15 protein-coding genes are annotated in these 19,466 nt (G+C 39.8%); 11 read left to right on the plus strand and 4 right to left on the minus strand.

The annotated features are described in order from the left end of the window. Positions 1–224: 224 nt before the first annotated feature. Positions 225–1,643 (minus strand): replicative DNA helicase, encoded by a 1,419-nt coding sequence (dnaB, locus tag AC0UA9_RS06480; protein ID WP_475658577.1) that lies wholly within the window; start codon positions 1,641–1,643, stop codon positions 225–227. Between the two features lie 201 nt (positions 1,644–1,844). After that, on the minus strand, positions 1,845–2,057 hold the full coding sequence (gene rpmE, locus AC0UA9_RS06485; protein WP_475658579.1) for a 50S ribosomal protein L31: 213 nt from the start codon (positions 2,055–2,057) through the stop codon (positions 1,845–1,847). A gap of 232 nt (positions 2,058–2,289) precedes the next feature. Here rpmE and priA point away from each other — a divergent pair, with 232 nt between their 5' ends. The 6 genes from priA to AC0UA9_RS06515 all read left to right on the plus strand — a co-directional run bounded on the left by priA (position 2,290) and on the right by AC0UA9_RS06515 (position 8,685). Continuing rightward, on the plus strand, positions 2,290–4,500 hold the full coding sequence (priA, locus tag AC0UA9_RS06490) for a primosomal protein N' (protein WP_475658583.1): 2,211 nt from the start codon (positions 2,290–2,292) through the stop codon (positions 4,498–4,500). Positions 4,501–4,599: 99 nt separating this feature from the next. Next, positions 4,600–5,151, plus strand: coding sequence for an SPOR domain-containing protein (locus tag AC0UA9_RS06495; protein ID WP_475658587.1), 552 nt, complete (start codon positions 4,600–4,602; stop codon positions 5,149–5,151). Between the two features lie 85 nt (positions 5,152–5,236). Continuing rightward, entirely contained in the window at positions 5,237–5,755 is a 519-nt protein-coding gene (gene hslV / locus AC0UA9_RS06500; RefSeq protein WP_475658591.1) for an ATP-dependent protease subunit HslV, read from the plus strand. A gap of 132 nt (positions 5,756–5,887) precedes the next feature. Then, on the plus strand, positions 5,888–7,231 hold the full coding sequence (gene hslU, locus AC0UA9_RS06505) for an HslU--HslV peptidase ATPase subunit (protein ID WP_475658595.1): 1,344 nt from the start codon (positions 5,888–5,890) through the stop codon (positions 7,229–7,231). A 41-nt stretch (positions 7,232–7,272) separates the two neighbouring features. Then, the gene (locus AC0UA9_RS06510; protein WP_475658598.1) at positions 7,273–7,632 is read left to right on the plus strand and encodes a gamma-butyrobetaine hydroxylase family protein; all 360 of its coding nucleotides are present in this window, start codon (positions 7,273–7,275) and stop codon (positions 7,630–7,632) included. A 123-nt stretch (positions 7,633–7,755) separates the two neighbouring features. Then, positions 7,756–8,685, plus strand: a complete 930-nt coding sequence (locus AC0UA9_RS06515; RefSeq protein ID WP_475658603.1) for a hypothetical protein — start codon at positions 7,756–7,758, stop codon at positions 8,683–8,685. Positions 8,686–8,799: 114 nt separating this feature from the next. Here AC0UA9_RS06515 and AC0UA9_RS06520 read toward each other — a convergent pair whose 3' ends face one another. Further along, on the minus strand, positions 8,800–12,069 hold the full coding sequence (locus AC0UA9_RS06520; protein ID WP_475658606.1) for an amidohydrolase family protein: 3,270 nt from the start codon (positions 12,067–12,069) through the stop codon (positions 8,800–8,802). Positions 12,070–12,321: 252 nt separating this feature from the next. After that, positions 12,322–13,698, minus strand: coding sequence for a UDP-N-acetylmuramate:L-alanyl-gamma-D-glutamyl-meso-diaminopimelate ligase (mpl, locus tag AC0UA9_RS06525; protein ID WP_475658610.1), 1,377 nt, complete (start codon positions 13,696–13,698; stop codon positions 12,322–12,324). A gap of 219 nt (positions 13,699–13,917) precedes the next feature. Here mpl and AC0UA9_RS06530 point away from each other — a divergent pair, with 219 nt between their 5' ends. From AC0UA9_RS06530 to AC0UA9_RS06550, 5 genes are all read left to right on the plus strand, one after another. Then, positions 13,918–14,235 (plus strand): 2Fe-2S iron-sulfur cluster-binding protein, encoded by a 318-nt coding sequence (locus AC0UA9_RS06530; protein WP_475658612.1) that lies wholly within the window; start codon positions 13,918–13,920, stop codon positions 14,233–14,235. Positions 14,236–14,453: 218 nt separating this feature from the next. After that, positions 14,454–15,641: an alginate export family protein gene (locus AC0UA9_RS06535; protein ID WP_475658616.1), complete on the plus strand. Its 1,188-nt coding sequence runs from the start codon at positions 14,454–14,456 to the stop codon at positions 15,639–15,641. Between the two features lie 206 nt (positions 15,642–15,847). Continuing rightward, entirely contained in the window at positions 15,848–16,456 is a 609-nt protein-coding gene (locus AC0UA9_RS06540) for an anthranilate synthase component II (protein WP_475658620.1), read from the plus strand. Between the two features lie 153 nt (positions 16,457–16,609). Continuing rightward, the gene (locus tag AC0UA9_RS06545; protein WP_475658622.1) at positions 16,610–17,755 is read left to right on the plus strand and encodes an HDOD domain-containing protein; all 1,146 of its coding nucleotides are present in this window, start codon (positions 16,610–16,612) and stop codon (positions 17,753–17,755) included. Between the two features lie 389 nt (positions 17,756–18,144). Continuing rightward, a complete protein-coding gene (locus tag AC0UA9_RS06550) occupies positions 18,145–19,359 on the plus strand; it encodes an aspartate aminotransferase family protein (RefSeq protein WP_475658626.1) in 1,215 nt (404 codons plus the stop codon). Positions 19,360–19,466 lie beyond the last annotated feature (107 nt).

A 19,466-nucleotide genomic window follows, 5' to 3' on the forward strand; every position in this document is an offset into this window, starting at 1 on the left:
TGCTCCATGACGCTGCACGTGCTGATGCCGTTACGCAACGCTCTCATTAACTAAAGACTAATAAAGTTAGCCTTCTTCAAGCACATGAGGACCCGCATAGTTATCAAAGCGTGAAAACTTACCTTGGTATGTTAACGCTACTCTGCCCGGTAATGGATTGCTCCATGACGCTGCACGTGCTGATGCCGTTACGCAACGCTCTCATTAACTAAAGACTAATAAAGTTAGCCTTCTTCAAGCACATGAGGACCCGCATAGTTATCAAAGCGTGAAAACTTACCTTGGAATGTTAACGGTACTCTACCAATTGGTCCATTACGTTGCTTACCAATAATAATTTCTGCCATGCCTTTAAATTCACTGTCATCGTGGTAAACCTCGTCACGATAAATAAACATAATTAAATCGGCATCTTGCTCAATTGAACCTGATTCACGTAAATCTGAGTTAATTGGGCGTTTGTCACTACGTTGCTCCAAACCACGGTTTAGCTGAGAAAGTGCCACTACTGGCACTTGTAACTCTTTCGCTAAGGCTTTTAATGAGCGCGATATTTCAGCAATTTCTAGCGTACGGTTATCTGAAAATTGTGGTGCGCGCATTAGTTGTAAGTAATCAATCATAATCATTGAAATACCACCATGGTCACGGTGAATACGTCTTGCTCTTGAGCGCACTTCTGTTGGCGTTAAGCCTGCCGCATCATCAATAAACATTTTACCATTTTCAATTAACAAGCCCATGGTTGACGATAAACGGGCCCAATCTTCATCGTCTAACTGTCCTGTTCTAATTTTAGTTTGGTCAATGCGCCCTAATGAAGCGAGCATTCTCATCATAATTTGATCGGCCGGCATTTCTAAACTGAAAATTAATGCTGGGTATTCTTGAGTCATGGCAGCGTGCTCTGCCAAGTTCATTGCAAATGTTGTTTTACCCATTGACGGACGTGCGGCAACAATAATTAAATCTGATTTTTGTAAACCTGCAGTCATCTTGTCTAAATCGGCAAAGCCACTAGGTACCCCAGTAACACCACCGGTGTCAGTTGAGCAAAGCTTTTCAATTCTATCAACGGTTTTTTCTAACACAGAATGCAGGCTTTCTGGCCCTTCTGATTTATTCGCGCGCTTTTCTGCGATGGCAAAAACTTTGGTTTCAGCAAAATCGAGTAAGTCAGCACTAGAGCGCCCTTGTGTGTCGTAGCCCGCTTCTGCTAATTCATTTGCCACACTGATCATTTCACGTGTTACCGCACGTTCGCGCACAATGTCTGCATAAGCGGTAATATTAGCCGCACTTGGCGTGTTTTTCATCATCTCGGCGAGATAAACAAAGCCCCCTGCGTCATCAAGCTTTTGGTCGTTTTCTAATGCTTCTGACAGTGTTATTAGATCAACGGGCTCGCCTAACTCAATAAGTGCGCCAATAGTTTCAAAGATAAGCCGGTGTGAGCGGCTATAAAAATCTCCCGCCACCGCTTTTTCTGACACGCGATCCCAGGTTTCATTATCAAGTAATAAGCCGCCAAGTACTGACTGCTCTGCTTCTAATGAATGTGGTGGGGTTTTTAATGCGTCAATTTGTTTATCTTTAATAAATTGCTTTTCTTTAGCAAACTTACCCGGCTTTCTCTCTGCCATTTATTGCGCCTTAACTTTTAAATATATAATGATTTTCTAGGGTGGTTAATGTAGCAGAAACGCCACAAAAAATAGAGCAATAAAGCGAAATTTTCGCTTTATAAAAAATACACGATGGGGAGAAATAAAAAAAGCGCCTTTCGGCGCTTTTTTCGATGCTGCTTTTCTTTATTAACCATAAAGAAGCTAAAAAAGTAATAATTACTTCTTAGTAAGTGCACCAAAACGTTTGTTGAATTTATCAACACGACCACCACTTTCAGCAGCTTTTTGCTTACCAGTGTAAAAAGGGTGACACTCTGAACATACGTCTAAATGCACGTCTTTGCCAGCAGTTGAACGAGTTGTAATAACATTGCCACAAGAACAAGTTGCTTTAAACTCAACATAATTAGGATGAATTCCGTCTTTCATGGGGACCTCTATATCTCTTACGAGAAATTGGGCGTATCGCCACTTAGCCATTTTTGTTATGTTAACTTAAAATGCCAAGCACCATACGGTGTAAAAAAATTAATGGTGGCGAATGATAAATGATCACCGTGCTGACTGCAAGTTAAAGTAAGGTGAAAAAAGACTTATTAATAAATGCTTTCTTTTGCGTTAATATAAGCTGTTAATTTTCATTACCTGTAATAAACCATTCGTGTCTGAGCAATATGTACAAGTAGCAGTGCCCGTTCCTATCCGTCAACTGTTCACTTACCAAGTACCTAAAGCAATGCAAATACCACCAATAAAAATTGGTGAGCGTGTTGCCGTGTCTTTTGGTGCCAGAAAAGTGATCGCTATTGTTATTACGGTAGATAAAACCTGCGATATAGAATCTAAAGTAAAACCTATTTCGCAACGCCTGCATGACAGCTTTCACTTAAGTGATGCTTTAGTGAACTACCTAAAACTGTGCGCTAAATATTACCACCACCCTATTGGTGATGTTTTTCAACAAGCATTACCAAAATTATTGCGCCAAGTAAAAAAGGTTAACTTACAACCACCAATGGTTTGGCAAGCAGTAGACATTGGTACTAATGAACAACAACAAACGCTAAACAAGGTTGAAAGCAAGGCTCCTAAGCAATTTGCGCTTTACCAACTTATTGCAAGAAATAAAGGGCTTAGCTGGGCTGAATTACGCACTTTACACTACAGCAAGGCACAGTTAAATGCCTTAGTTAGCAAAGCCTTAGTTAAGGAAGTTCAGCAGCAGCCGCGGCTATTTACCTGGCAAGATAATAACTTAACCGAGGAAAATAAACAGGTATTATCAACCGAGCAAGCTTTAGTTGTTGCCGCAATCAATCAGTCTTTAGAGCGCTTTGTTTGTCACTTAATTGAGGGGGTTACCGGCAGTGGCAAAACTGAAGTTTACCTACAGGCCATGGAAGGTGTATTAGCCAACAGCCAACAAGTACTGGTTATTGTGCCTGAAATAGGCTTAACACCACAAACCTTGCTGCGTTTTGAGCAGCGCTTTAATGTGCCTATTTGTTTGCATCATTCAAACCTTAATGACACTGAGCGCTTAGAAACATGGTTAAGTGCCCAGCAAGGTAATGCGGCTATTGTTATTGGTACACGATCTGCTATTTTTTCGCCCTTGCATAAGCTTGGCATGATCATTGTTGATGAAGAACACGACAGTTCTTTAAAACAGCAAGACACTTTTCGCTACCATGGTCGCGATATTGCTATTTTGCGTGCAAGGCAACTTAATATTCCAATTATTTTAGGCAGTGCTACCCCAAGCTTTGAGTCATTGCAAAATGCCTTGTCAGAAAAATACCAATATCACGAGTTACGTCAGCGAGCAGGTAAAAGCAGTAAAGCTAAAATAGCACTCATTGATGTTGCCCAACAGCAAATGGAGTTTGGCTTATCGGGTACGTTAAAGCATGAAATAAAACAAACACTTGCACGGGGCGAACAAGCCTTGATATTTTTGAATCGTCGGGGTTATGCACCTGCAATAAACTGTCAAGAATGCCATTGGCTTTGTGACTGTCAGCGTTGTGACAAACCTTATACGTATCATCAAAAGCAACAGTTATTGATTTGTCATCATTGTGGTAGCCAAAAGCGTGTGCCAAAACAGTGCCCAAGCTGTGGTAGTGTTCGCATTGCCCCTATTGGCCAAGGAACTGAGCAATTAGAGCAGCGCATCAGTGAGCTATTTCCTAAGGTTAGTGTGGTAAGAATAGACAGAGACAGTACACGTAAAAAGGGTGAGTTGGCTAAATTATTACAGGAAATAACCGACAAAAAACATCAATTACTTATTGGTACGCAAATGCTGGCTAAAGGCCACCATTTTCCTGATGTTACTTTAGTTGCCGTACTGAATGGCGACGGCGCTTTATTTAGTTTTGATTTTCGCGCCAGTGAACAAATGGCACAACTACTTATTCAAGTTGCGGGCCGTGCTGGCCGTGCGAGTAAACCAGGTAAAGTGTTAGTACAAACAAGCTACCCTGACCATCCGTTACTACAAGATTTAGTCCACAATGGCTATCAGCATTTTGCCCAACAAGCGTTAATTGAACGCCAACAAGCTTTGCTGCCGCCCTTTAGTTATCAAGCGCTATTTCGCGCCGAAGCAAATTATCCTAGCTACCCTGAAAAATTCTTGCGCTTGCTAACTGAAGTTGGCGTCAGGCATTGCCAATTTGCTGGCCCTGTTCCCGCCGCCATGGAGAAGAAAGCCGGTAAGTTTCGATATCATTTAATTTTACAGGCAAAGTCTAGAAAAGTTCTCCACCTTGGGGTTTTCCAATTATTAGCTTCCATCCCCAATAATGAATGGCTAAATAAGGTGCGCTGGAGTGTGGATATAGATCCAATAGACTTAAACTGGTAATTATACCTAACGCCTTAAAAATCTCATTGGCGTAGGCTTGTATTTAGAAATCACTTAAGTATAAAATAGCCTACGTTCTCCGCTTTTTCTCTGTAGTTCATGTCAAATCAAGATTATGTTGCTCGTTCGCGCAACAAAAAGAATAAAAATAGTCCTTATAAAAATAAATCTACCACGAAATCTTCGGTAAAACCTAAGATAGTTGTATTACTTATTATCTTATTAGTAGCTGCTTTTGCTTACGCTTTATGGTTTTTAAAAACAGATGAGGCCACTAAAGTGCCTATGCAAACGCCAGCCAAAGTGAGCGTAAAAAAAGAACAGACATTACCCACCCCACCAAAAGAAAAATGGACGTATGTCGAAAACTTAAAAACCAAAGAAATTGAAGTGGGTCAATACGAAGTTAAAAACGGCGGCCCTTATAAAATGCAATGTGGCTCGTTTAAAACTCGCACTCAAGCTGAATCGCTTAAAGCTTCAATCGCTTTTACGGGTTTAGAAAGTCAAATTCAAACTGCACAAGGGAAAAACAACACTTGGTATAAAGTTGTGCTAGGCCCTTATGAGCGAAAACGTGCTGCTGAGCAAGATAAACACAAATTACGTAATAATAGAATTAATGGCTGTCAAATTTGGCTTTGGCAGTAAATGGTATTATACACACTTCAGCCTTGAAAACTGATTCAATAACCCCAACTTTGTTTACAACATAATTAAATAAATTGGAGTTAACGTGACTACTATTGTTTCAGTAAGACGTAATGGAAAAGTAGCGATTGGTGGCGATGGCCAAGTATCGTTGGGCAACACCGTAATGAAGGGTAACGCTAAAAAAGTACGGCGCTTATACAACAATAAAGTATTGGCTGGTTTTGCTGGGGGTACTGCCGATGCTTTTACCTTGTTCGAACGCTTTGAAAGTAAACTAGAGCAGCACCAAGGCCACTTAACAAAAGCTGCAGTAGAATTAGCCAAAGACTGGCGCAGTGACCGTGCTTTAAGAAAGTTAGAAGCCTTATTGGCAGTGGCCGACGAAACAGCCTCGTTAATCATTACCGGTAATGGTGATGTAGTACAACCTGAACACGACTTAATTGCAATTGGTAGTGGCGGAAATTTTGCCCAATCTGCCGCAATTGCTCTACTGGAAAATACCGATTTAAGTGCCAAAGAAATTGTTGAGAAGTCTTTAACTATTGCGGGTGAAATTTGCGTATTTACCAACCTATCTCAAACGATAGATGAATTATAATACCCATTTTAATTGTTAATATTTTCTAACAAAGTATGTGCCTTAAATAAAAGTATGTTGCCGTAAATACAGTATACTTTCTACATAGATTACCGTCTTGCGCACCGACCAAGACGAAACGAGGATTAAAACATGTCAGATATGACTCCCCGCGAAATTGTCCATGAATTAGACACGCATATAATCGGCCAAAGTGAGGCTAAGCGTGCTGTTGCCATAGCCTTACGTAATCGTTGGCGCCGAATGCAACTGAACGAAGACTTACGCAATGAAGTAACACCCAAAAATATTTTAATGATAGGCCCAACAGGTGTGGGTAAAACAGAAGTTGCTCGTCGTTTAGCAAAGCTTGCACATGCTCCTTTTATTAAAGTGGAAGCAACAAAGTTCACCGAAGTAGGTTATGTTGGCAAAGAAGTAGAAAGCATTATTCGTGATCTTGCCGATATGGCAATAAAAATGGTGAAAGAAGACGAAATGAATCGCGTTCAGCATTTAGCTGAAGAAGCAGCAGAAGAGCGCATTTTAGATATTTTACTCCCCCCTGCCCGCGATAGTTATGGCAATATCGAAAAAGACAGCAGTGAAAATGAGAAAAGCAGCACACGCCAGATATTTCGCAAAAAATTACGCGAAGGTAAGCTAGACGACAAAGAAATTGAACTCGACTTAGCTGCACAACAAGTGGGTGTTGAAATTATGGCACCTCCTGGCATGGAAGACATGACTTCACAATTGCAAAGCATGTTTCAAAGTATGTCGAGTGATAAAAAAAGTAAGCGTAAGTTAAAAATTAAAGCCGCTTTAAAAGCACTTCAAGAGGAAGAAGCGTCTAAAATTATTAACCACGAAGACATTAAGCAAAAAGCCATTGATGCCGTTGAGCAAAAAGGTATTGTTTTTCTTGATGAAATTGACAAGATTTGTAAACGTGCCGACAGTAATAGCGGCGGCGATGTTTCGCGTGAAGGCGTACAGCGTGACTTACTGCCTTTAGTGGAAGGCTCTACCGTCAGTACAAAGCATGGCATGATTAAAACCGATCATATACTTTTTGTTGCTTCTGGCGCTTTTCAAATGTCTAAGCCATCTGACTTAATTCCTGAATTACAGGGGCGTTTACCGATTCGCGTTGAACTAAAGGCGCTAACAGCGGAAGACTTTGTGCGCATCTTAACCGAACCATTCGCTTCACTTACCGAGCAATATATCGCTTTACTCGCCACAGAAGGTGTTAAAATTGAGTTTAGTGATGACGGCATCAGTGCCATAGCGCACGCCGCGTGGCAAGTTAACGAAACAACCGAAAACATTGGTGCGCGTCGTTTACATACTATGATGGAGCGATTAACTGAAGCGTTATCTTTCAATGCGAATGAGCGTTCTGGGGAAACAATCCTTATTGATAAAAGCTATGTTAATAAAGTATTGAGTGATGTTGTTCAAAATGAAGATTTAAGCCGTTTTATTCTTTAACGACTTTTTTATTTATCTAACAATGTGGTTTACAGGCAGTTATGAATATTAAACGTTTTTTAATTAATACCCATAAAAAAAATATCACTATTGATTTTATCAAGGGTGAGTCTGCCTGTTTAACGTTTGAATATTTACGTGTTTTTACCCCAGCAGCTAACCGCTCATCAAAGCAGCAAGCATTAGTGACCCATAAAAAGGCGGTGATGTTAACTACGGTAGAAAGTGTTGGCAAACATGGTTATCGGTTTATTTTTGATGACGAACACAGTGCTATTTATTCTGCTGAATATCTTGCCTTATTAGCAGCAGAGCAGGCACAACGCTGGGCGCTCTATTTAGCTGAATTAAAGGCATCAGGACATTCCCGTGAGGCTATGATCAATATTACTCAACTATAAACTAATATTACTCAACTCGAAGTAACCCTACTTAACACCTACAGGGATAGCTAATCAAAGGTGTTTTCAATAAACTTTTTCATATTAATCACTAGTTAAATTTATTTTTTTTCTGGAAAACCCATGATAAAACGTTCATCTTATTTGCTGGTGCTCATTGTGTCTTTACTTGTATTAGCCATGGCCTTAATTGAAACTTACGAGCTATACAGTACTAAATTAGTTACGTTAGACGTTAGGCTAAAAGAGGTTTCTGGTATTGAATTCGACAAAGCCGGTAACTTATGGGCAATTAATGATGGTGGTAACTCCCCCCAAATACATCAGGTTCAAAGTGATGGTAAAATTAGTAAGTCAGTCACGATTACTAACGCAAGAAACTTAGATTGGGAAGACATGACCCAAGATGACTTTGGTCACTTCTTTATTGGCGATTTTGGCAATAATGAAAACATGCGCAAATGGCTTACCGTCTATAAGATAGAAAACCCAATTGACATTAAAGGCACGGAAACTGAAGCAGAAATAATTAAATTCACCTTCCCAGAACATCGCCACTTTCCGCCAAAAGCGTCAGAAAAGAACTTTGATTTAGAAGCCTTTGTTTTTTACAAGAGGCACTTATATTTATTTTCAAAAAACAGAACAAAACCGTTTGATGGTGACACCAACTTATATAAAATTGGCGATCACGCTGATAATTATCAAGCCAGTTTTATTAGCAACTTTAATACCTGTACCACACATCAAAAACTGTGCTGGATAACCTCAGCTGCATTAAGTCCAGACAGAACTAAGTTAGTACTATTAGACTCAGAGCGATTATGGCTATTTGAAAATTGGCAAGGTGATGACTTTTTCTCAGGTGATGCCTATAAAATTGATTTGGGCATAGTCACCCAAAAAGAAGCGGTAACTTTTTCTGACAATAATACCATTGTTTTTACCGATGAAGAGTTTTATGGCATAGGCCGAAACTCCTACATGATAAAACTCGACCAGGTTACCAAACATCATATACAAACGAGTGCCAGCAAAACTAAAAATGACTAAGTGCTAAATAGCGACTAAGCGAAAGTTATCATGACTCCCACTAAGTCGCTATAATCAAGGAGCTTAGGCTAAAGCTAGCCTAAGTTTTTATTTTTTTGCTTTTGTACTGCTTAGTTACTCGTGTTCAAAGTAAAATTTAGCGCGTTTATTATCATAGTGCCCTATTTCATCCATGGTGTGTGCATTATATAAACGACCGTTAATCATAGTGTAAGTCACTTTATCGCTATGACGTATGTCTTGGCTAATGTCACCTTCAACAACAATTAAGTCTGCTAATTTACCCACTTTAATTGAGCCCAGTTGTTCAGCTAATCCTAAGGTTTGTGCTGGTGCAATAGTCGCTGTTTTTAAGGCTTGTAATGGTGTCATTCCGCCTTGCGCCATCATCCACATTTCCCAGTGCATCGCTAAACCTTCACGTTGCCCATGACCACCCGCATTCACTTTAATGCCTAAATCTTGTAATTCTTTAGCACCTTTGGCGACATTAAAATGGTTATAATGATGCAAGGGCGCTTTAGGTCTGCGCATAGATCTAGGTTGTAAAAATTCGCTGGGTACATATTTGCTTAAGCGTGGATGTAACCAAACATCGGTTTGATCATACCAATAGTTTTCGCCCCAAATACCCCCATAAGCAACCACTAAGGTAGGTGTATATGCCATGTCGGAAGCTGACCATAACTGCTTTATGTCGTCGTAAACATTCGCAACAGGAATTGAGTGCTCTAAAGTTGTATGGCCATCAACTAGCATAGTTAAATTGTGTTGTAATAAAGAGCCGCCTTCAGGCACAACCAACATATTCAATTCACGTGCTGCTTGAATAAATTGTTGACGTTGGTTTCGTCTAGGTTGATTGTAACTTTTCACACTAAAAGCGCCTGCTTTTTTCAAGCGTTCTACATGAAATTTGGCATCTTCTAAACTGTCTACATGCGCAGTGTAACCTGCGGCATTCGCGCCATAAAGAATTTTGCCTGTTGAAAACAAACGCGCTGCCACAATTTTTCCTGCTTTTTGCATTTCGCTGGCAGCAAAAAATTCATTGGTGTTATTAGATGGATCATGGATACTGGTAACACCTAACGCTAAGCCGGCATAGTTTTTCCAGTTTTGCTGTGGAATAATTTGGTTGCTGCCTTGTGGACCATGGGCGTGCGCATCAATTAATCCAGGCATAATACTTTTACCCGTTATATCTATAACAAGTGCAGCCGCAGGTATACTAACCTTATTTTTTGTTCCTATGGCTTTAATGGTATTGTCTTCAACTAACACAACACCATTTTCAATCACTTGATCATTTTCCATGGTGATTATTTTACCCCCAACAAAAGCAATTAAACCCGATGGTTTATCAAGACTACTTTTATAACCTAGGTACGTTTGTATTATTTTAGTTTGGTCGGTATGGCTTAATGGTTGATCAAGCGCAGTACCGCTATTATCACCCTGTGCTAGGGCGAATAAGTCAGTAATATCTACTTGGTATAAATCAGCTCCTAAGCTCCAGTACAATTGGCTTGAGTCGCCATGCCAACTCAGCCCTTCCCCTGCACGAACTGATAGTTGCTTAACGGGCAGGTTGTCGCCTTTTGGCCCAATCGTTATTACATCACCTCGTTCTACAAATGGCGTTACAAACACTTTAAATCGTTCAGCAAAGGCGAGATATTGCCCATTAGGTGATACGCTATACTCAGTGGCAAACTCTCCTTGATATAGTATTTTTTCATTTGCACCGTCAATATTTATCGCTGCTAGCTTTGGCTTTGATCCCATGTCTCGTACTAAATAAAGTGTATCATTACGGCTACCAAAATGTGGTTTCTCTCCTTTTGTGGTAATTAAGGTCGCTTGACTTCCTTTACGCTCACCTTTAGCAGTTACCGCATAAATACCAGTAGCTAGATCCCACGTTGGTTTAGTAATATAACCGCCAGCGACTTTACGATACACAACCGTTTTACCGTCTGGTGAAAACGTGGGCTCTATATATTTCCCTGGTGTGGTTAATAACGCTTTGCTTTTACCACCTCGGCTTGAAATGACGCGAATTTGTCCTTGTTTTTCATCATGCCAAGTTGCATAAACTATTTTTTTGCCGTCACGAGAAAAGCTTGGGTTTAATTCAAAGTGATCTTTTTGTTTGGTTAATCGTTTAGGCTTACCTTGAGCTTTACCATTATCAATACTGCGTGTGTAAATATGCCCCATGGATTCAAAAACAACTTTTTTACCATCTGGCGATATTTCAACATCACGTAGCATTTTCACGGTAAAATTATCTTGGGGTAGCGTTTGCGTAAATTGCAGCGCTGATTGGATCTTTTTAATGGTTTTAACATGAAAATCAATCACTGATGATTTTTTAGTGGCTATATTTAAACGATTAATTTTTCCCCCGCTCCAAAAAACTAAACTATCACTGTTTGGTGTCCATGCCATATTAGGGTAAACCCCATGAATTGCCCAAGTTTCTTGTAAGTCGCGCTCTAAATTTTCATAAACTTTCGTTTTTTTGCCGCTGGCTAAATTATAGAGATAGAGATCAGATGAAAAATCGTCACGGCTAATAAAGGCAATATATTTACCGTCTGGTGAAGGCGTTGGGCGAATGGCGCCGCCTTTCCCACTGATAATGGTGGTAATTTCACCTGTTGCTAGCGCCAAACGCTTTATTTTATAGATACCTTTGACTGAGTCTTTTGAGTAATGAAAGGTTTTGCCTGGTGTTGCATCTTGAGAAAAATAAACATACTTACCATCAGCAGAATAAGCAGGTTCTCCTAAGTCTTTTTGCTCATTTGGCCTTTTGGTCAGCATAACGCCGCTGCCACCCGTTTTATGATAAAGCCATACTTCACCTGCACCCAAAGAGCGTGTGCTTGAGTAATGTTTACGCGCAATTAAATAATTACCGTCTGGAGACCATGCTGGACTATTTAGTAAGCGAAATTGCTCGGTTGAAACGGCTTTTTTATTACTGCCATCACGATTCATGATCCATAGATTATCGCCACCATCTTCATCTGACGTAAATGCGATGTACTTGCCGTTAGGACTAAAGCGTGGCTGCATTTGCCATGCTATATCTGTCATTAAAGGGGTTGCTGCGCCACCCGTTATTGGCATGGTATAAATATCACCCAACAGGTCAAACACTACGGTTTTGCCGTCTGGGCTGACATCAAGATTCATCCAGGTACCTGAGGTGACATCTATCGGGACATTTTCAAATTGACCTTGAGGAGCGTTTACTGACCATGTGGCCTTTTTGTCGGTTGACTCTATAGTTTGTGCATTAGCACTGACGATTATTATTGACATTGTTAACGCTATGCCAACAATAATAATTTTCTGTAAATATTGGTACATATTACAGCCCTTTTGTTGAGTTTTTTATAGGCCTAAACGCCTAACAAGGTAGTTAGCTAAGCGGCTGAGCATAAGAGAGTGTTCAAGCAACGCTTGATTGCATACAATATAATACAATCAAGCACTAAATGATAATTGTTAAATGACTAGTCACCATGTTGCTAGTAACCGTATTAATAGTCACTGTGTTGGTAGTCACTATGTATGCGAAACAAATATTATACTGAGGGAGGTCGTTTCGTTACCTATTTTTTAGGCTAAAGCTTTGAGTAATTTCTCATGAATGGCACCAAATGAGCCGTTGCTCATTACCACAATACTGTCACCAGGCTGTGCATAGTCGGTAATTTTAGCGACTAGCTGGTTAATATCTTCTTCGACAATACAAGGTTGCTGGCAATTAGCAATTAAATCACTAACCGACCATTTAAGTGCTTTGTCTTGAAAAATAAACACTTGATCGGCTTGCACTAAAGACTGCGGCAAGGTGTCTTTATGTACACCCGACTTCATCGTGTTTGAACGAGGCTCTAATACCGCAATTACTCGACCTTGCATTTTATTGCTATCAACCTGTGCTCTAACACCTGCTAACGTTTTAGCAATAGCGGTCGGGTGATGAGCAAAGTCATCATAAACCTTGACCTGATTAACGCTACCGCGTAATTCTAACCGGCGTTTAGTATTAATAAACTCGCCTAATGCTTCAATAGCAATGTGGCTAGGAACACCAGCATGGCGTGCTGCCGCTATCGCCATTAATGCATTATCAATATTAAAATCGCCAATTAATCCCCACGTCACTGTGCCTTGTACTACCCCCTTAAAAGTGACGATAAACTCGCTACCATCAGCCACTGTTTTCTTGGCTTGCCAACCTTGTGTGCTGACACTTTGCTCTGTTGGCGTCCAGCATCCCATGGCCAGGGTTTCGTTTATCGCGGTTTCATTTTGTGGCGATAAAATTAAACCATTACTAGGCACCATGCGAATAAGGTGGTGAAATTGTCGTTGAATGTCGGACAGATCATCAAATATATCACCATGATCAAACTCTAAGTTATTAATCACCAAGGTTCTAGGGCGGTAGTGAACAAACTTCGAGCGTTTATCAAAAAATGCTGTGTCGTACTCATCGGCTTCAATAACAAAGAAAGGGGCATTGCCTAGGCGCGCTGAACAATCAAAGTTCTGTGGTACTCCACCGATTAAAAAACCGGGTGATAATTGCGCATATTCTAAAATCCACGTGAGCATACTGCTGGTGGTAGTTTTTCCATGTGTGCCTGATACAGCAAGCACCCAGCAGTTCTTCAATACATTGTCTAGCAACCATTGCGGGCCTGAAACATAAGGAATATTACGATCAAGCATGTATTCCACCATCACATTGCCACGAGACATCGCATTACCAACAATCACTAAATCTGGTTCATCAGTGAAGTGCTCTGTGGTATACCCTTGCATTAATTCAATACCCAGTTGCTCTAACTGTGTACTCATAGGCGGATAAACTTGGGCATCACACCCTGTGACACGAAAACCAAGCTCTTTCGCTAATGCTGCAATACCACCCATAAAGGTGCCGCAAATACCAAGAATATGTAAGTGTTGAGTTTTATTTGTCATAAATAAGAAAAAATACTGAAATAAGGGGGAATATTATTTACCTTATACTATATACCGTATCAACTTATAACAAATAAAAACATCAGCGAATGAAAAGAAGTAATATAAAAGACAGGGTTTATGATCGGCTACTGAACATAATAGTAACTTATTCCGTATAATTGACAGCTGACATAAGAAAAACACAGCCAAACACAATCAACATTAGCTAAGGATATTATGGTTTCATCAACAAATAAAACGCTAACCATTACTTTTGAAAAGTGGCAAAAAAGCTGCCGGATTTCAACTTCGACACCACGAACCAAGGATAAAGCAAAAACATTGCTAGAAAACGGCGAAGACGCTGGCTTAATTTTACCTTATTCTTGCCGAGCAGGCATGTGTGGTCGCTGTAAGGCCAAGCTGATGAGTGGTGAAGTAAGACCGGTATCAACCGATGATACCGGCGGTTTAACCGAGCAAGAAAAACAAGCCGGCTATATTTTATGCTGTTCGACACTAGCCATAAGTGATGTTGTTATTAAACACAGCTAGTGGTGTAGACGCATGAAACCTAGAAAAATACCGTCAAACCTTGACGTAAGTCAACATAGCGCTGCTATTAAATAAGTAGCTCTTATAACTTGATTAGAATCAAGTTTTCAAGTCAAGCAGAGTGACAAAATTGTCCCTAGTAAGTACTCAATATAATGAACAATAACTAAATAGTACTTGTACCTATTTTTACTAAAATATAAAACTGGAATATTACCATGAAGATAACACATATTAATCGATGCACCCTCTCGTTACTTACTGCTGCCATTCTAGCAACGCCCGCTGTTTTTGCCGACAGCTCAAGCCATAGTCAAGGGGTTACAACAGCCTTAACGGCCAGTAAAGTAGACTTATCACTTCGTGCTCGCTATGAAGCGGTTGATCAAGACGGCATAGACAATAACGCCAGTGCATTAACACTAAAAAGTCGCCTTAGCATTAACACAGGGAACTACCATAACTTTTCTCTTGGGCTAGAAGTCGATAACGTTAGCGCCTTGATAGAAGATTACAATAATACCACCAATGGCAAGTCTCATTACCCGGTTGTTGCCGACCCTACGGGTACTGACGTAAACCAAGGCTATATAAAATATGCCAATGATGGCTTGAGTGTTATTGTTGGCCGACAAGGTATTTTACATAATAATCAACGTTTTGTTGGCGGTGTTGGCTGGCGTCAAAACGAACAAACTTACGACGGTGTACGTATACAATACCAAAAAAACGCCGTGGCTATAGATTACAGTTACCTTAATAATGTCAACAATATTGTTGGTAAAAATGATACTGGCGATTTCCACCTAGCTAATTTTGGCTACACAGTAAACAAACAACACAAGATTAGTGCATTTGCCTACATGTTAGACTTTAATCATGCGATAACAAATTCCAGCAGTACTTATGGCGCGTTATACAATGGCAAATTTGGCGCTGTTATTGTAAACGCAAGCGCAGCAAGCCAACGTGATTATGGTGACAATCCCAATAGCTATACCGCAACTTATTTAAATGCTGAAGTAGGATCTACCTTAGGCGCTGTTACTGTGTTAGCAGGTTATGAGTTACTAGGCAGTGATAATGGTGTCGCTTTTAATACACCACTGGCGACCAAGCACAAGTTTCAAGGTTGGGCTGATAAGTTTTTAGGCACCCCAGGTGATGGTGTTGAAGATATTTATGTCACCGTTAAAGGCGCTGTTTCTGGTGTTAAGCTTGCAGCGACCTTTCATAATTTAACCTCTGATGTAAACGGCATTGATTACGGTAATGAGCTCGATTTAGTGGCTAATTATCAAGTAAGCCAAAACTATGCAGTTTTAGCTAAATTTGCCGCTTATAGTGCAGACGAATATACAACCGACACAAACAAACTGTGGCTGCAGCTTGCCGCTAAATTTTAACTAAGATCGAATGCCTTAAATGGTATAACAACTCTAAACAGGCAGTACTAAGTGAGGCTTTATCATAATACTAATAGCCTCACTTTTTTACCGCGGGTATGAATACCCTCCAAACTATTACATTACTTAGCGTGACTTTCTCACTTCCAACTTCGACTCAAAACTATTAGAATAGCCTCGTTTTTTCTTGGTTAGGCTTATCAATTTTGTTATTAATGATCGACAACTACGACTCATTTACCTTTAATTTAGTCCATTACTTTCAAGCATTAGGCCAAGAAGTAAAGGTGTTTCGTCACGATGAAATTAGCACAGATGACATCATTCAACTTAATCCTGATTATTTAGTGATATCACCGGGACCTTGTGACCCCAATAATGCAGGAATATCGCTCGCTGTCGTTGAAAACTTTGCGGGAAAAGTTCCCTTACTTGGTGTTTGTTTAGGGCATCAGTGCATTGCCCAACATTATGGTGCTAATATCATAAAAGCCAAAAAGTTAATGCATGGCAAAACCAGTGTTATAGAACATAACGGCACGGGGTTATTTACCCAAATAAAACCGGCTTTACAGGTAACTCGCTACCATTCACTTATCGTTGAACAAGCTTCTTTACCAAGTGAGCTTGTTGTTACCGCTTGGAGTCTTGATGCACAAGGCAAACAAGAAGAAATTATGGCTTTGCAACACAAAACGCTTGCGGTTTGCAGCGTGCAATTTCACCCTGAGTCGGTATTAACTGAGCAAGGCCAAGCACTTTTGAAAAACTTTTTAACTATGTATCCTGCAAAACCTGAAAATAAGGTAAGATAACAATTCAAAACAGGTTAGCGCTGCCTAAATCATACGTTGCAACCTACAGCAAGAACACTATTACCCATTAATCTAAGTGATTACTCACTTTGTATAATTATTTACACCGTGCTTTTTAATAACAAGCCAATGACAATATAAACATAAGACTCTATGCAATTCTTTGATCATAATGACAAAATATCTAACATTTACCAACAAGCGATTAGCTTGTCTATCAGTAAAAGTTTTGCTGAGCAGCGTCATGGCAAAATTAATTTGGTCAACTTTCAAGGTGGTGAGCAACACAATAGCCGTAGAGAGTTATTATCTGTTGAGGTTAAAGCACGACAAGAAAAAATTGTAGCAGCCCATGGTGAAGAGCATTTTCGCCAACAAGTCATGGCTACATTCTTCGCCCGCGTTAATGAACAGGTCAATAAAAACTTTGATAACAAAGCTTATTTGTATAACGATATTTTAAGTATTGACGAAGTTGCTCCAACCATTTTAGAGCTACTGGCTTTGCGCGCAACCTCAGTCAATAAAATAAAACCATTAGCTACTTCACTTTCTTGGCTTGCTAGAGACTTAGTCGCTTTAGTCAACAAACCCCAATATAGAAAACGCGCCGACGTACAGGTTAATGATGCTAGCCTTGCGCTGAGCTACATAGGGTTAGACAATTTAAAGTTGGTGATGCCTACTTTTATTCTTAAACATTGGTTACCTATTAGCACCGCGCCTTTTAACTTAATGAAGCGAAAATTATGGAACGATAGCTTATCTATCGCATTAGCGGCAAATACTCTTGCTGAGCATGCTGGAGTTGATCGCTATGCAGCATTTACCACAGGTATGTTGTCTAATATCGGTAATCTTGCTATTACACGGTGCTACTTAACTACCTACAACCAAATGTACAAAGATGAACTTCGTGTAGCTTTTGACAAGAAAGATAAACGCTTACATGATATTTTAGTTAAAATAGAAAACCCACCTGAGCTGCTACTTGAGCAGCTTGTTTTACGCAGTAGTCAATTGTCGGCAGAATTAATTGAGCTAATGAACTTTGACCGCTTACCGATAACGCCAGCAATGTTTGATTTAGCTTTCACTGACAAGGTTGAAAAGATGTGCCCTATCGCACAACTTGTCACTAAAGCCAAAGCCTACCTTTGTTACCGTAACCTTGCTAAAAATAATTTGATCGATAGTGAGCAAAGCATAGCTTTATTTGAGTCGGCAAATTTAACCAAAGCGGAAATTTTATTACTGAGAAAAACCGATATTGACCATATTAAGCTAAAATTTAGCTAGCGATCCTTATTATCAGTAAATTTTTTTTGATTATTTATTAAAGTACCCTCGCATTCACTTTGTGTAAGTCAGCACGCCATAACAAACAAAACGCACTTTTTCGCATTTTATTTCATGGCTATAAATATTCATTATATATGAATAAAAAAAGACATCCCTTTATTTTTAATGACTTACAGCCAGATCTAACAAGACAGCATTCATTTTTCCTGTCATACTAATCTTCTGTTTTTACACATCTAGGTAAAAAATAAATTAACTTTTCACGCGGCTAATCTCGTACCAACAAATTAAGTTGCTTTAGCTATAGCGATAAATATTTATAAAGTTATATACTGAAAATGTATGAGAAAAAACAAACATAACCATCTAATTTTGAGGAATTTAAAATGTCTGAGCAGTTTTCTGTAAATCGTGAGTTATTTGATGAGGTAATGGTACCTAACTATGCACCTTCAGCGGTTATCCCCGTTCGCGGTCAAGGCTCTCGAGTGTGGGATCAACAAGATAATGAGTATGTTGATTTTGCAGGTGGTATCGCAGTAAATTGTTTAGGTCATTGTCACCCTGCGCTCGTTGCAGCAGTGCAAAAACAAAGCGAAAAGATTTGGCATTTATCGAATGTTATGACCAACGAGCCAGCATTACGTTTAGCGAAAAAGTTAATCGATAACACCTTTGCAGAGAAAGTATATTTTGCAAATTCAGGTGCGGAATCAAACGAGGCGGCATTAAAACTAGCACGCCGCTGGGCTATCGACCTATACGGCAATGATAAAACACAAATAATTGCTTTTAACCAAGGCTTCCACGGACGAACTTTTTTTACCGTCACTGTGGGTGGTCAAGCAGCATACTCTGATGGTTTTGGACCAAAACCTGCTGATATTGTTCACGCAGAATATAATAATTTAGACAGTGTAAAAGCGCTTATTTCAGATAAAACTTGCGCAATAATGATTGAACCACTTCAAGGTGAAGGCGGTGTTGTATCACCCACACCTGAGTTTATTAAAGGTGTTCGTCAATTATGTGATGAGCACAATGCCTTATTGATTTTCGATGAAGTGCAAACCGGTGCTGGGCGTTTAGGCTCGCTATACGCTTATATGGATTTAGGAGTAACGCCTGATATTTTAACTTCTGCGAAAGGTTTAGGCGGTGGCTTCCCCATTGCCGCTATGTTAACAACCACTGAAATTGCAAAGCATCTAAAAGTAGGTACGCATGGCAGCACCTATGGTGGTAACCCATTAGCCTGTGCTGTTGGTGAAGCTGTCATAGATATTATTAACACACCCGAAGTACTGAGTGGAGTAACAACCAAAGCACAATTATTGGTTGATGGTTTACAGGCTATTAATGTGAAATATGATGTTTTTTCAGAAATTCGTGGCAAAGGCTTATTAATTGGTGCTGTTTTAAATGAGAAATACCAAGGCAAAGCAAAAGACTTTTTAGTCGCTGCTATGGACCAAGGTTTAATGACATTAGTTGCTGGGGCGAACATTATACGTTTTGCGCCGTCATTAATTATTCCTGACGCAGATATAATTGATGGTTTAGCCCGCTTTGAAAAAGCAGTCGCTAAGGTCATTGCTTAAGTGAGTTTCAAGGTCAACGACAAATACTAGCTAAAACAATCACTTAAATACTAACTCCTAAATACGACGCTTGCTATCTGCTGTGCTGCTAGCAAGCTTCTTTTAAC

It is taken from the genome of Colwellia sp. F1 (genome assembly GCF_056238625.1).